This window comes from Rhodococcus sp. KBW08, assembly GCF_003852455.1.
In the GTDB taxonomy this organism is placed as follows: Bacteria; Actinomycetota; Actinomycetes; order Mycobacteriales; family Mycobacteriaceae; genus Rhodococcus_F; species Rhodococcus_F baikonurensis.
Genome location: NZ_QAJJ01000005.1, coordinates 327377 through 341357, shown reverse-complemented (window position 1 = coordinate 341357; position 13981 = coordinate 327377). Strand labels below are relative to the sequence as shown.

Annotated in this window: 12 protein-coding genes; 6 read left to right on the top strand and 6 right to left on the bottom strand. The window is 58.7% G+C overall.

Translation table 11 applies throughout. The annotated features are described in order from the left end of the window. Positions 1-3 precede the first annotated feature (3 nt). Genes DBV08_RS07105 through DBV08_RS07095 form a run of 3 tightly spaced genes read left to right on the top strand, consistent with a single transcriptional unit; the run spans position 4 to position 2381 of the window. Positions 4-210 carry a hypothetical protein gene (locus tag DBV08_RS07105; RefSeq protein ID WP_095969336.1) on the top strand — a complete coding sequence of 69 codons (207 nt, stop codon included), beginning with the start codon at positions 4-6 and terminating at the stop codon, positions 208-210. Between the two features lie 3 nt (positions 211-213). After that, positions 214-1752 carry an Hsp70 family protein gene (locus tag DBV08_RS07100; protein ID WP_095969337.1) on the top strand — a complete coding sequence of 513 codons (1539 nt, stop codon included), beginning with the start codon at positions 214-216 and terminating at the stop codon, positions 1750-1752. Positions 1753-1766: 14 nt separating this feature from the next. Beyond that, the gene (locus DBV08_RS07095; protein WP_095969338.1) at positions 1767-2381 is read left to right on the top strand and encodes a VWA domain-containing protein; all 615 of its coding nucleotides are present in this window, start codon (positions 1767-1769) and stop codon (positions 2379-2381) included. 23 nt (positions 2382-2404) lie between these two features. Here DBV08_RS07095 and DBV08_RS07090 read toward each other — a convergent pair whose 3' ends face one another. Further along, positions 2405-4852: a tetratricopeptide repeat protein gene (locus tag DBV08_RS07090; RefSeq protein WP_095969339.1), complete on the bottom strand. Its 2448-nt coding sequence runs from the start codon at positions 4850-4852 to the stop codon at positions 2405-2407. Positions 4853-4854: 2 nt separating this feature from the next. Beyond that, the gene (locus DBV08_RS07085; protein WP_124566971.1) at positions 4855-5667 is read right to left on the bottom strand and encodes a hypothetical protein; all 813 of its coding nucleotides are present in this window, start codon (positions 5665-5667) and stop codon (positions 4855-4857) included. A 188-nt stretch (positions 5668-5855) separates the two neighbouring features. On the opposite strand from DBV08_RS07085, the gene DBV08_RS07080 reads away from it, so the two are divergent. The 3 genes from DBV08_RS07080 to DBV08_RS07070 all read left to right on the top strand — a co-directional run bounded on the left by DBV08_RS07080 (position 5856) and on the right by DBV08_RS07070 (position 10233). Next, positions 5856-7397: a hypothetical protein gene (locus DBV08_RS07080; RefSeq protein ID WP_124566970.1), complete on the top strand. Its 1542-nt coding sequence runs from the start codon at positions 5856-5858 to the stop codon at positions 7395-7397. Beyond that, positions 7394-8833, top strand: coding sequence for a hypothetical protein (locus DBV08_RS07075; RefSeq protein ID WP_095969342.1), 1440 nt, complete (start codon positions 7394-7396; stop codon positions 8831-8833). The genes DBV08_RS07080 and DBV08_RS07075 overlap by 4 nt, the downstream gene beginning before the upstream one ends. A 77-nt stretch (positions 8834-8910) precedes the next feature. Continuing rightward, positions 8911-10233, top strand: a complete 1323-nt coding sequence (locus tag DBV08_RS07070; RefSeq protein WP_124566969.1) for a CHAT domain-containing protein — start codon at positions 8911-8913, stop codon at positions 10231-10233. A 12-nt stretch (positions 10234-10245) separates the two neighbouring features. Here DBV08_RS07070 and DBV08_RS07065 read toward each other — a convergent pair whose 3' ends face one another. The 4 genes from DBV08_RS07065 to DBV08_RS07050 all read right to left on the bottom strand — a co-directional run bounded on the left by DBV08_RS07065 (position 10246) and on the right by DBV08_RS07050 (position 13967). Then, positions 10246-10635, bottom strand: a complete 390-nt coding sequence (locus DBV08_RS07065; protein WP_095969344.1) for a hypothetical protein — start codon at positions 10633-10635, stop codon at positions 10246-10248. Positions 10636-10753: 118 nt separating this feature from the next. After that, a complete protein-coding gene (locus tag DBV08_RS07060; protein WP_260395342.1) occupies positions 10754-10969 on the bottom strand; it encodes a LuxR C-terminal-related transcriptional regulator in 216 nt (71 codons plus the stop codon). A 278-nt stretch (positions 10970-11247) separates the two neighbouring features. Then, positions 11248-12351 (bottom strand): ThiF family adenylyltransferase, encoded by a 1104-nt coding sequence (locus DBV08_RS07055; protein ID WP_095969345.1) that lies wholly within the window; start codon positions 12349-12351, stop codon positions 11248-11250. After that, on the bottom strand, positions 12351-13967 hold the full coding sequence (locus DBV08_RS07050) for a phenylacetate--CoA ligase family protein (RefSeq protein ID WP_185564491.1): 1617 nt from the start codon (positions 13965-13967) through the stop codon (positions 12351-12353). The genes DBV08_RS07055 and DBV08_RS07050 overlap by 1 nt, the downstream gene beginning before the upstream one ends. Positions 13968-13981: the final 14 nt, after the last annotated feature.

Below are 13981 nucleotides of genomic sequence, written 5' to 3'. Positions count from 1 at the left end.
TAGTTGCGAAACGGAATCCCGGCAATCTATTGGACCTTCCGCTATGCGTGGAGCGCGGTACATATTGTCCTGCTGATCATTCTGGCGTGGCTGTCGACGGCTTATCTGCTCGAGGACGGGCGCGGCCAGGAGTTGTTCGATCAGTGGTACGCGTGGGCGCAGAACATCCGTGTGCAGCTTTCGAGCCTGATCCCGTTCCCCTGGGATTGATCGATGGTTGCCATTGGGATAGATCTCGGAACCACGTACTCGTGCGTGTATACAGCCGATCACACCGGCCGAATCGAACTGGTACGAACACCCGACGATCGGGAACTCACACCGTCGGTGGTGCATTTTTCCGGCTCGAAAGTGTCGGTGGGCTTTGATGCCAAAGAGATGATGGGTGAGGACCCCGACAATGTGGTGGTCGGAATCAAACGGTCCATGGGAAAGGACCACCGTCAGGAGTTCAGCGGCGTCGCGTACACGCCGGAAGCAATTTCCGGAATAATTCTCCGACGACTTGCCGAGGACGCCGCGTTGGCTCTCGGAGTCGGGATTTCCGAGATCCAGGCGGTCATCACAGTACCGGCGTATTTCGGTGTTGCGGAAAAGGAAGCGACGTTCGCGGCAGCCAGAATCGCGGGCCTGAACTGTCTCGAGTTGCTCGCTGAACCGGCCGCAGCGGCCTATGCCTACGACGCTGCGGACTCTGCGGTCGGTTCGTCCCTGGTATTCGATTTGGGCGGAGGGACTTTCGACGTGGCGGTTGTGGCGGCAACGCTGTCCGGTCCGCCGCGGATCTGGGCCGTCGACGGGGAGTCTGCTCTCGGTGGCCTCGATTGGGATCAGCGGATGGTCGAGCTGCTGTGGAACAAGATCGAGGCTGTCGTCGAGGACGTCGACGATTGCCGGTACGACGACGAATTTGTTGCCGTGGTCGGGGCCGAGGCAGAACGGCTGAAGCGGGAGCTCAGTGTGCGTGAAAGTGCCAGCGGCCGTTTTCGTTTCGGTAAGGCGCGGTTCGGTATTACCGTGACCAAGGGCGAGTTCGATGCGGTCTGCCGAGACCTGGTTCTGCAATGTCATGCGTCCGTGGAACGCGTTCGACGGGCAGCGGCGTCCCTCGGTGCGCCGCCGGTAGCCCGGATCCTCATGGTGGGTGGTTCGACCCGACTCCCGATGATCCGGGATGAACTGAACCGAATGTTCGACGTCCCGATATTGATCGGTGATCCGGACAAAGTTGTGGCGCAGGGCGCTGCTCGGCTGGCGAGTCGGTTGGCGGGGGCTTCGGCGGTGCACGCGTTGTCGGGCGCTGATCGAATCAACTCGGTTTTGCCCCGTTCGATTGGGCTGCTCATCTATTCGAGTGCGCATCCGTGGCGAGAGCAGCCGTATGTCCGACACATCCTCAAGGCAAATACGCAGTTGCCCGTGACGAAGGCCGTGGCCGCGGTCTCGACCATCTTCGATAATCAGGACAAGGTTCGTATCCGCCTGTACGAACAGGCCGGTGCGGTTGAAAGCGAAGATCCCGCTGACAACCGGATCATTTTCGACTGTGAAGTCTCCGGCCCGAAGAAGGCGCCAGCAGGATCGGAAATCAAGGTACTGATCTCGGTCGCCGTCGACGGTCGCCTGTCCGTGGAGATGACCGACGGTCGAAATCGACCACTGTCGATGGAAGCGTTCATGGAAGGAACACTCGACGACGGCGAAATTGTCGAGCAGCGGCAGGCTGTTGCAGGCCTGATGTTGTCCACCTAGCGAAGGTCTGTGGAATGGCAACTTGGACGAAGAAGAAGTTCGGCGGTGACCCGGTCACCGAATCGCCTCCCGGTGAGAACCTGGAACTCTTGCAGGCGAGCCTGAGTGGTTCGGTGATTCTTGCGCTCGATGTCAGTGGGTCGATGTACGGAGAGCGGCTCGTGGAGGCAAAGACGGGCTGCGCTCGATTCATCGACGAGGCGGTCGAGGACGGGTACTCCGTCGGCATGCTTCTCTGGGATCATGACGTGGTGGGGCGCACGCCGTTGGAGCGGTCGCCGCGCTCGGCACGCGAGCTTCTCGATTCTGCGCAGGTCCGCGGCAGCAATGACATAGTTCCGTGCCTGGTGGAGGCGCACAAGATGCTGATGGCACGCCCGGCCGCTGACCGAGTCCTCGCGATCTTCGGTGACGGTGACCTGGGGCCGGTCGACGCGGCAAAGAGAGCGGCTTCTCTTCTGACGGCGGACGGAATCCGAATCATCACTTGTGGTTTGGGGATGGCCAGTGCCGAGATGCTTGCCGTGATCTCCGATGAGCGGGATTCCACGGCGAGAATGGCGGACTCCGGAGGAATCGCGGACGCGATCGCCGGAATGACGTCGGGCCTGATTCGTAGGGCGCGGTGACGTACGTACAGTGAAGGTCGGCCTCAAGCCACCGTCACCATCGCAGACGCCGCGGTGCTGCCGTATCGCGTGGTCATCGAGTGGAGGTAACGTTCAAGTGCAATGTTTCCGTTAGGCATTCGCAGTAGTGGCGGAGGGACCATCGGGAGTACCGCACCGGCAACGAGCAGACCGGCTCCGCCCATCATCGAGGCGGCAGCGCCGGTTACCATCCCCGGCGATGTCGATTCGACGTCCACCAGCATCGTGACGGGATGTACCGAGACCGCTGCTACGTGTGTTCCGGAGTTGATAGTCGATTCGATGAGCTCGCTCATCAACGACTGATCGCCCAATTGATCGGCCCATCGAAATATTTCGGCCATCCATTGCGCAATGGTTGCTTCCCAGGCCATTCGCGTACCGGCAAGCGTGAATTGGAACCGTTGTGCGTTGAGATAGCGAACGGCCGGAAGCGCAAGCTCGAGGGCCTGCCGCAGACGCTCACCGCGGGACGTTTGGTCGATGGACGCAGCAGCCAGGAAATCGCATTTTGCAACGTCGATCATGGTCTCGAGGTCTTCGAACTGCTTCCGAGCAGTCCCGAGGTGGACCAAGGCCCGGTCATGATTTCCCTCCATGATCTCGGCGCACGCGAGGTTGCGTTCGCACCAGCCGACATTTCGTCGATAGGCCAGTTCTGGTCCGAAGTCTTCCAGTGCTGCCGTCAAGAGTTTCTTGGCCCGACCGAAATCCGATTTCATAAAGGCGACCGCCCCGATGTTGCAGCGGCACACAACAGCTCGACCGCGTTGGCCGAGTCTGTCGAACAGAACTGCGGCCCGGGTGAATGCATCTTCGGCCGCGTCGAAGTTCTTTCTAGCGATATGCAAGCCCCCGGTGTTCTGCTCGACCATCGCAACTCGGTCGATCAAGCCGAGTTCCATGAAGGTCGCAAGAGCCCGGGAGAACGCCGACTCTGCCTCCGTGAGTCTTCCGGTTTCGAGATAGACCTGACTGACGTGTGAGTCACTTGTTGCTATTCCGTATTCGATTCCGTTGTCGAGAAATACTTTTCGAGATTCGAGTAGTGCACGTTCGGCATCGTTGTACCGTCCGAGAGAGAGCAGACATACACCGATGGTTTGAAGACATTGGGCCGACTTCTCGAAGATGCCCAAGCCGGCGAATGCTGTTTGAACAGATTCGAGTTTCTCGATTGCCGATTCGTATTCGGCGTTCTGCATCAGCAGTACTGCCAGATCTTGTCTACAATCCGACTCCAACTCGGGCTCGTCCAAGTTTGATATCAGCCCGAGCGACTGGTTCAAAAGTCTCTCTGCGGCGGAAAACTGGAACTTCTCGCGCGAGAGTGCCGCGCAATACCGCAGGCACGTCGCACGCAACACCGGTTGCTCTGACGCGTCAAATTCCGACAGTGCCTTGGCCAACAGGTTCTCGGCAGAGGTCAGATCGCCCGACGTCATTCGGACAGTTCCCAGGTGCATGGTGCACGTTGCCACGCCGATGGTGTCACCGAGATCTGTATATGCTTGCCGCGCGCGGCTATAGGCGGAAATTGCGTCGGGGTACCGAGCCAGATCCTCGTAGATCATTCCGAGTCCGATATCGATACCGATTGCCTCATCCGGATGCTCCTCGGCCAGAAGTTCGCGTGCAGATGACAAGGAACTGATCGCGTCGAGTGGGGAGCGGAGATGTACTTGCAGGAGTCCCAACTGTCTGTAGCAGTGTGCGCTGCTACTCGTCTGTCCAGTGCTCGTGTGCAGTGGGATCGCGGCACTGTACGACGACACCGCGTCCGCAATGCGACCGGCGTCGAAGTAGAGGTCTCCGAGTTGCTCCCAGCAGTCACCTTCGGCATCGCGGTGCTCGACCAAAGCGAGGTACTCGATTGCCGCGCGCAGCTCGATCTCGGCTTCGGCAAGCCCCGAGACCGTCGAGGTGAGCCCGATGAAGTACTGGCAACGAGCAACGTCCAACGGACCGCCTTTCTCATCGTAAAGAGCACGCGCCGTGATGAACTCGACTCTGGCGGAATCGGCGTCCTCCATCTCGATGAGGCATGATCCGGCGCGTTCACGGCAGTCCGCCGAATCCGGCAGGTTCCCGATGGCGAAGAATCCGACTGCGGCTCGACGAAACGCCTCGACTGCGTCGTCGAATCTGCCGACCTCTTCGTAGACCTCACCGAGCAAGCCCGAGCAGTCGGCCGTCAGTTCGGGGTCGTCTACATGGGCCGACATGTCCAACGCGTGGCCCAACGTCTCGATCGAAGTTTCGGCCAGTCCGATTTCGTGTTGTGCAATCCCGATCCATCGCAGACATTGCGCGATCTGGTGTAATTCTCCGGTCTCGATGCAGACGTCGAGAGCCAGTTGCAGAGGGCCGAGTGCATCGCCGGCGCGGCCATCGGCGACGAGCGCCGTTCCGTCCAGATACAGCTGACTTGGCCAGAGTTGGTCGTCCATCGCTATCGGACGCGTCCGGGCAGGAGTTTTCCGATCGTCAATCGGCCGAGGCCGAATATCACGGCAAAGGCGACGAACATTGTCACAGATCCCACGGAATCAACCTCGTCGCAACTAGTGGTTATCCCGGATGCCGAGGTAAGCAGCACGATAATCCCTAGCGCAGTGCCTACTACCAGGAGACCCAACTCCGGTTTCGCTCCAATGATACCTCCCAGAACAACGGCGGCGACCAGACCGAGAATCAGAGGCGTCGGGCCCGATGCGACTCCGACCGGTGAGGTCAATGCCAGCACGATATCGATAGCCCCGAACCAGGCGAGACCAACGACCGTCATCTCGCTGATTTTTGCGCCTCCGAGAAAGAAGGCCGCGGTACCGCTCAGCGACCCGATTACGACGAACAATGCGACACCGGCGATCCGTACGGGAACATTCGAATCGATGCCACAAATATTCGGTGCGGTGAGTTCCGACAATGCCGGTACCAGAGCAATAAGGCCGATGACGGAATAGAGAAGGTCGGTCCCGAGGGAGACGCCGGGAATCCCCCTGAAAAGGCCGGTTGCCAGGGAAAACAATGCGACTGCTATGCCTATCTGAATGGGGGAGGCGAAGGTCGAACCCGAGGATGGCGCCAACTCGACGAGTGCGCTCAGAACTATGAATCCTGCCAGGAAAGATCGGCCGAACCGGTTCTCGCCACTGTCGGACTTCTTGTGGAGGGACAGCCCACCCGAGCGGCCGGCTTGCCCACCGAGGACGAAGTACGTCACCATCATCATGAACGCAAGAACGATGACGATTGCGCTCATGACGCGATTTCGGTAGACACTGTCGACTCTGCCTTCTGCCTGATTCGATAGTCGCAAGGTTTCGAACAAGAAGGACGATTACCTGTCGATCGAGTTAATGATGAACGAGTTCACCCGCGACCGAAAGTCATTCAATGAGACTAATCTTGGAAGTTCAGTTCTGATCTCTATTCCGGGGAGGAGGTGACATGTTGCCAAACAGCGAATTGACCACCAGTGGATGGTGGATCGGCCGTGAACTCGGCGACGGCCGGCGGGCAGAAGCATCCCTTACGAGAAACGAACTGATCGAGCTGTGGGTCAAGGCGTCACCGTCACCGAAGCCGAACGTCAAGCACTTCGCCGAGGATCTGGCGAAGTGGACCAGTGAACTCGGAACGAGAGCATGGGTCGAGGAGTTGACCGTCCCGGAGGCTGCACGGCGGATGCGGCAAGGTACCAATCAAACGGCCATCGGCGTGGAAATCTGGGACATGGTGTGCGGCATTGCCGCTGCGTACGGAGATCCGTTTGCGCGATGCTCGGCAGACGTCGTTCAGAATGTGAGGAAGGAGCGGCCGCGGAACTTGCCTCGGGCCATGGCGTCGGCAATACGGAAGTACGAGGACGGACCACCACGCACGGCAGCTCGCAATGCGATGATCGGTTCGGAAGCGTGTGGCGCGGTCGTTTCCAGTCGTGGCCACGCTGATCGTTTTGTCGCTGACGCCGAACCATTCAAGAACGCGATAGTGGCTTCGGCAGTGCGCGCGTACAGCGGCAGGCTGGTCGACTATCTCGATCGAATCGCCGATGTGTCCGAGCAGGAGGATCTCGAAATTCTCAGTGCTGCAATCGAAAGAATGACTGATGAGTACGGTGAACCCGACATCGCGGACCGCCTCCCCACAGTCGAGGAAATCGAATTCGCCGATGCCAGATTGCACTGGTATCTCGATCAGACAGGTATCGCGGCTACCGACTCGGAGATACCACTGGTGCAGGGCAGCAACCTGTATACGATCTCAGACGTTGTCGGTGAAGGATGGCGTCGTGCACGCCGAAATCTTGTGAGGCTTCACATCGACGAGGTGGAGCTCACTGATGACCTCGTAGTGCGCGTCTACAAGTCGAACCTCAATCGTGCGACGCAGGATTTGCAGCGCAAGGTCTTCAAATCGGCAAGGCAGTCGACAAGCCCTGAGGCACAACAAGAGAGTGACCATGCTTCGTCGTCTGTACACTCGATCGGCGTTTCACTCGGCTATCGGGGTGTGCTGATGAGACTCCTGTTCGATCGCGCGCATGCGTACGTCTCGAAAAGTCTGATCGAATCGAATCATCCGTGGGGCGGAGCGTTCGACGGGCCGTGGCCGTGTTGGGAACGCGAGATCGTTCTCGACATCTTGGCATCGGACGCCCAGGCACTTTCCGATGGTTCTGTTTCTGAAATCGCTGAGTTCGTCGATCGCGGTGCGGCTCGGGCGATGGTACGTCACTTGTTCGACATTCATAAGCCTACGAACACACTCGCCCCAACCCCCGACAAGTCGATCACGCTGGTTCTGCAACTCCTGCAGGGTTCCCTGGCGATGGCGATCGGCGACGACGATGTTATCGGTAGCGATGGTATCGAACTCGTCGGGCACAAAGCCGTCGGGCAAACCTGGGCACAGAAATCCGCAGCAGTTCTACAGGACCTTCGAAAGCATCGCCGCGGGTGGACCGAGTTGACGGAGATGAACAGATGAGTGAATCGATGACTCTGCAACCGATCCGACTTGATGGCGGTGATCTTTACTGGGACGGCGACGTTGCCCCTTCCGTCGCAGAAGTGGTTGTTCCGATTGCTGCCGGAATCGATGTAGTAGTGGATGCGGCGGATACATCGACGGTAGTACGCTGGCGCATTGCGGAGGGAAGTGACGCCAAGGCACTGTCAGGAGCATGCGCCGAAACCGATTTCCACGAGCGTCTCGCAGGTGCTTTCAATGGTCGCGAAATATATTGTGCTGCAGTGCATTTAAATCCGTTGTGGACTCGGCGTGCGTTGACCGCAGCAATTGCTCGTTGGTCGGTGGCGCCGATCGACGAGGGTGTTCTGATGCTCGATGACGCTACTTCGCGACACCTGGTCGGAGATATGGTCGAGTCATATGGGCGCTTTGCGATCGCATCTCCGATGCTGGAGATTCTTGGCGACGAAAGTCTCGGTGGCGAGTTGTCCAGCAGCGCAGCCGATGAACTGGCAATCGTTGCTCTCGCAGCGGCTGACGTTCTATCGGAGACCGCGTGGGGCCACGTCATGATCGGTATCGCTGCGCAAGTACAGGCAATCACCACATTCGACGACGAAACGCTGCGACGGTGGATCGAAGAGTTGGTGGACGCTGCGTCGCATGGTCTCGTCGACACCGACATGGCAGGCGGTGTTCGAACAGTCCGGACCACTGTGTCGAGCGGGTACTCTGATCCGCATGTTCTTCCTCTACGAATTCTCGCCTGGAAAGGCGCGGGCACCCCGGATCTGGAGGCGACGCTCCTGGCAGGAACTGAATCCGGGAGTGTGATCCTGTCGGCGCAGTTGGCGTCCGGTGTCGATTCGAACTGTCGTGAAGCGTGTGAGATGTCGGCCTATGCGGCGGATCGCAGATCGGGGACGCTGCTGTCGACCGCTCCGATGACGTGGAACGGACACAACCTGGTCGGGATGTTGGATTTAAGCGAGGACGCCTTCGCCGACGCATGTTTCGGAGTCTTCCACGCTTCTACCGATCTACGTGATCTTCGTGTTGGCGATCCCCTCACTGCGCTGGTTGAAGTAGACAGGTTCATGGTCGAATCATGGTGCTCGAGACGCGCCGCAGTTGCTGCACGGTATGCCGTTGATTCGTCTTCGGATTACGCCACGCGGCGAGTGGCGATGTCCGCAGTTCGCGGGTTCATCCGGGAATCTCTGGAGGCCGCCGAATTTGCGGTCGAGATACTGATGAATTTGGTACGTGAATTCAGTGACGGCAGTGCTGTATTGAATGTTCTGTTGACCAAGCGAATCGATGCGATCGAGAGCTATGTGCGAGCTGTGGAGTCGGGCAACGATGTCCCGGCGGGGGGACATCCCCTCCTGTGTGAATTGTTGATCGTGCGTAGAGAATCCGACCATGATGTGGGGGGAGCGCGGTGGTAGCGGTGGGTCACGGAGACGCCCCGGTTGTCCTCGTCAGGGCAGCCGATGCCGGCCCCACGTATCTGTCGTGGATGTGGATGGATATGCCCAACGTGCCGCATGCCATCCGTCTCGACAGCGAAACCCTTTTCGCAGCAGTGTCTTTGCTTGACAGTGCCTTGATTGCGCCGCTGTTGTTGGAAGATTCGAGTACTGGGATCGAGTCCAAGGAGTCGGCAGCTACACGCGCGCTTCGCAGCGGTGCGTTCGCTACTCTCGAAGGCGAGCGACGGTTGGCTGCTCTGCTCGCCGAGGCGGTGCTCCCCGAAGCGTTGCGTCGACAACTCGGTGAGCGGTTCGATGCGCAGGGCATTATTCACGTCAGGATCACCCCTAGTCCTCGAATTGCGCGGGTGCCGTGGGAACTTCTATTCGTAGACACCTATCGGCGACTGCTCGACATTGCCGTGGTGACCTTCGATCCGCCGGCGACAGTTCACGCTCATCGAAGCGTCCTGCCTCCGCACTGGGACGACGTGCACCACCTCCCGCCGCTTCACATTGTAGACCCGCTTCTGCCTGCATCGGCTATCGATCACGGCTTTCGGCAGACGCTGGCCGGGCTCTCGAAAAATGCATTGCTTGACGGTATTTCAGATGAAATCGCTGCGACCGGTGGCATCGATGTCAGCGCAGGCGTGCCACGAAAATTTGACCGGGTGGCATTGTCAGAAGCTCTGAAAACAGGACGATCGAGGATGTTGTACTTCGGGCATGTGTCGGCGAGGCCGGACGAGCCGGGATCTGCGTCAATCCACCTCTTTGATACAGCGGGAGGCCGCACATCAGATAATGCCATGTGGGGAATGGCTGCGGTCGTGCGCCCCCCGATGGACTCTGGTGAAATGGTACCAATTCGGGAGGGCTACCATTTGCCGCTGTGTGCACTGGATTTCCTACTGGGGACTCAGCAATGTTCGGACGAAAAAGTCTGGCGCCGTTACGGATCGAAGCGGCGGAACTACGGGCACGAGATTTGGCCCATTCCCTGCCGGGTCGCTCTCATCGCGTGCGAGGGCGGTGTGGACTTCCGGTCTGCCGAAACCTTTGGGTTGGTAGTCGCTCTGCTGGATTCCGGCGCCTCTCTGGTGACCACTACCCGTTGGACACTTCCGACTGACAATGCATTCCACAGAATTGGAGGGGTAAGGCGATCGGTGCTTCCCACGGTTGACCTGGCGCTCAGCGTTGACCGCGCACACAATCAAGCTAATCCGGTTGAGGCTGTGGCTGAGTGGCAACGTAGCCGGTTGCGGGAGTGGGAATCCAGCTCGGGTGAACTGGCTTATTCCCCAATCGTGTGGGCATCGCTGACCCACACGGTTGCAGATGCCAGACCTGCCGAACCTATTGCAAAGTAGGCGAATTCGAGCTCACTCTATGTCGAAGTTCCCGCAGTCGACCAGGGCTGCAAGTCGCCGGGGAACCGCGTGGGTTAAGTAGTTGCTCAGCTTGTCGTTGACAGCGATCCCTGCAGCACCCTTGGTGCTCAGGTATGCGGCAAGCTTCCGATGGTCGAAATCGGGCGTGGCACGAAGCAGGCACAATGCCTCCCACGTGATGTCGCGCCGCCCGATCGACAACTCGCGCAGGCGTTCCCATGATGCAGCTACGACTGCTTGCAACAGACGGTCACCGTCGATGCTCGCTTGTTGAGATCGACAGCGATGCAGAATTTCATCTCGCACATCGGTATATTCGGGGATCTTGGCAACCATGTAGATCGACCATCGCGGATCAGCCGTATCACCGTAGTCGCCCATCGAAGATCGCTCCCTGTGAGGCAGCAGACCTAGGGTTGTACGCTGCGCGCTCAACCCTAGGTCTCGACGATCGTGGTGTGTATCCACTGATGGACCGACAGGAGACCCCTGCCAATCGTCAGAGTTCGTCGATCGCGATCAACCCGTCCTGCAATGCGCGTACCAGTAAGGCACTCTTTGTAGATGCCGTTCTGCCGACTTCATCGTATTTGCAACAAATCCGAGTCAGGTGAGTGTTGACTGTTCCCGGTGCGATGAACAAGGTTCGTGAGACGACCGACTTGGAATCGCACCGAATCCAGGCGAGTATTACCTCTTTTTCGCGTGAGCTCAAACCCGGATCATTGTGGGAGATGGGAGATGGGAGTGCGCAATGCGCGTCCTCTCGATCGGGTGCATGGTAGCCAGGCCAGCATTTGAGAACCAATGAGAATGGAGAACCGTCGCGGGGTCACTCCGCGTGGTGGCTGTGACCGAACTCCCGAGATAGCGGTTGCTCTCAAGAATTGGCGAATGGGGTGTTGGCTCGGTCGAGGCCAGAACTCGATCCCGCGGGCGAGTTTCATCAGTGGACTGCTCCTACATGGTCTGACGAGAGATCGATTCCCGTGATCAGCGATTCTCCATGAGGGCTGTGAACGAGTATTCGTCGAGCTCGTTCCAGCGACTAGCCGAATTGGCAGCATCGCCGAGTAGAATCTTGTCAAGATCGAAGCGGTATCGACGTGAGGGCAGGTCCGCACCGCACACCAGCAGGCGCGCAGCCAGCCCTGCCACGGATCCGGCCGCTGTGGCGGCCGTACCGAGTTGGGGCCAGGAGGGCAAAGTCCGTCCGACTTCGGTGAGCGAGAAACGAGTTCGCGGGGTGACGTGGCATCCGACGATCGCGTTGGCGATCCGAGCGCGGTTCGCGGGGTCGTTGAGTTCATTTCTATTCAACCTGGCCAGTTCGCCGGCGTTACCGTGGAACAGAGGATAGTCAGCATCGAGATCGTAGCGTTCGACGTCGAGAAGGACGTTGTCGCCGTTGTCAGTCGCCATGATGACGGGTATACGCTTTTCCCGCGCCTGCCTGCGAATGGCAACCTTCATCGCCAGGTCGTCCATCTCTTCCACCAGCACCGATAGGCGCTCGGTATCTTCACCGCCCAAAAACTTGTCCGAAGCGGATTCGGAATACCCGTCAGAGACGGAATCTACCTGGGTATAGGGATCGATTTCGAGTAGACGTCTTTGTGAAAGAGTCACCTTCGGCTCGCCCAAGTCGCAGACGGACGCAGCTAGGCGATTGAGATTGCTTGGCCCCAGTGTGTCAGGATCTGCGATGCGAAACCGACGCGCGCCCGTCAAGGAACACACGGAGACGACTGAGGATCCAACGCTGAGTCCGGCGACCCCGATGAGTGCCCCGCCCCATGTGTGTTGCTCGTCGTCGTCGAGCAAGTAGCGGTTTCGAGCGGTGCGAAGTCGGTAGAAGATCTCTGCGTCGGGCAACCGGACCAGCGTTGATCGCCATGGATACACGATGTAGCGACTCGCGCACTCGACGACGCGGTCATCGTTCCAGTCGCGTCGGTCCGCGTCGCCGAATGAATCGATGGCGGCAAGTTCGGAGCGTGCAGTACTCCACGCATCGACGAACCGGAGCCCCGAATCCGCAGCCATCAGTGTCCTGATACGTGCGGAATCTTCTGTTGGATGCAGTATTTCGATCATTATGCGCTCACCTTTTCCACCTGGGTCTGTTTGATCTCATATTGAAAGTCAGTGCTGCCGAATAGATGAAAACTCACACGGGGCAATGCCCGTTCTCGGAGAATTTGCAGTAGTTCGCGGTATTCGCTGCTGGACGATGAGAGAGCTTCGACCACCTTTCGGCAAATCAGTTGCGCTTTCTCTGTCGTCGCTCGCTCTTGTGCAGCCGTGTCGTGGCGCAACTCGACCCTCAGTTCGAGCACATCGCGAAGGTCGATGCCGGATCGTCGAGCGAGAACGAACTTTCCCGTGATCGTGTCGACCAACTGCGGGTGAGATAGGGCTACACGAACAGGTTCGGGATAGATATTGACTGCGTAGAACGACACCGCTACATCGGCACGACGTTGGAGAACAATAAAACCTGCTTCGCCGGAGGATGTTCGAAGATCCATGCGGTGCCCGAGTTCGGCTAGTTTCACGCCGAGGGTGTGTGGACTCAAGATCCGGCCCACATCGTTGATCCTGTATCGAACCAATGGAATCGAATTGTCGACTGTGAACAGCAGACGACCGTCGGAATCGATTTCCGTGTAGCGGAAGGCGGGGTCGTACTCGACGAGAGTCGATGACGCGGCGGCACCACCGAACAGAGCCTCGTCGACATCGCGGTGTTCGAGGGCGAGACGGCGTAAGGAAATCGACGTCGGAGTTTCGTGCCCCATCATCCCCGCGTCTGCTGTCCCGTAAACAAGACACACGTCCTCTGTCCGCCCCGACTTTCCGATCAGATCCAGAATTCCGTCTCGCCATGATTCCCCGATACTCTCGCCAGCGAGCAGCAGCTTCAGATCCTGGCGCACGACCGCCGCATCTGCGCCGTCCAAAACATCGCGGACAAACGGTGGATAACCGGCAATGACAACCTGCTCATAGTGTTTTCCCAGGGTGGCGACGTTTTCGCGAACGGTCTCGACATCCACACCCGGAGCGACAACGGACAATGGGAACCCTCTCTGGTTCAGTTCCTCCGCCGCGCGCAACGTATAGGTTCCTCCGATCCAATTGCCCATCGCGAAGCACACGACGAGTAGCGTCGATCGCTTGTCCGCACCGAATTGCCGCATGATGCGTGCGTGAAGCTGAACACTGTGGGTCAGAGACACATCGGAGCGAGCCCAATGCGTCGGCTGCCCCGAAGATCCGGAGCTCGACGACCAAATTCGTGCTCCGGTGACGTCTCCACGGTGCATGAGTTCGTCAAGGCCGTAAGCGGCGACGTAGTTCCCTTTTGTTGTTGCCGGAACATCGGCAAAGTCTTCGACCGAACGCACCGACTCGGGATCGAAATCTTGTGCCGACAAGAATTTTGTGTAGGCGGGCACGTTCTCGACGGCGTGCCGGAAGGTAGCCAACGCACGTTCGGAGCCGGGTGCGGTTGCTGATGGACTGGTCGAATACATGGACATATTCCTCTCGTGTGGCGAGATGTGTTGTCGCCGTGCACAGAGAAGACCGAACCCCCGGAGCATCTGGGAGGGTTGGTTTGCGGCCTGTCGTTCAAACGGACTATATGAGCGAGACGTCCGAGTCAGGCATGGTTGTGAACGCCACTTCAACTGAAAGGAACTCGACATGGCGAATTGTAGGA

Coding starts and splice junctions, on each gene's coding strand:
- DBV08_RS07100 (WP_095969337.1), top strand. CDS start 214: ATGGTTGCCATTGGGATAGATCTCGGAACCACGTACTCGTGCGTGTAT.
- DBV08_RS07095 (WP_095969338.1), top strand. CDS start 1,767: ATGGCAACTTGGACGAAGAAGAAGTTCGGCGGTGACCCGGTCACCGAA.
- DBV08_RS07090 (WP_095969339.1), bottom strand. CDS start 4,852: ATGGACGACCAACTCTGGCCAAGTCAGCTGTATCTGGACGGAACGGCG.
- DBV08_RS07085 (WP_124566971.1), bottom strand. CDS start 5,667: ATGAGCGCAATCGTCATCGTTCTTGCGTTCATGATGATGGTGACGTAC.
- DBV08_RS07080 (WP_124566970.1), top strand. CDS start 5,856: ATGTTGCCAAACAGCGAATTGACCACCAGTGGATGGTGGATCGGCCGT.
- DBV08_RS07075 (WP_095969342.1), top strand. CDS start 7,394: ATGAGTGAATCGATGACTCTGCAACCGATCCGACTTGATGGCGGTGAT.
- DBV08_RS07070 (WP_124566969.1), top strand. CDS start 8,911: ATGGATATGCCCAACGTGCCGCATGCCATCCGTCTCGACAGCGAAACC.
- DBV08_RS07065 (WP_095969344.1), bottom strand. CDS start 10,635: ATGGGCGACTACGGTGATACGGCTGATCCGCGATGGTCGATCTACATG.
- DBV08_RS07055 (WP_095969345.1), bottom strand. CDS start 12,351: ATGATCGAAATACTGCATCCAACAGAAGATTCCGCACGTATCAGGACA.
- DBV08_RS07050 (WP_185564491.1), bottom strand. CDS start 13,967: ATGTCGAGTTCCTTTCAGTTGAAGTGGCGTTCACAACCATGCCTGACT.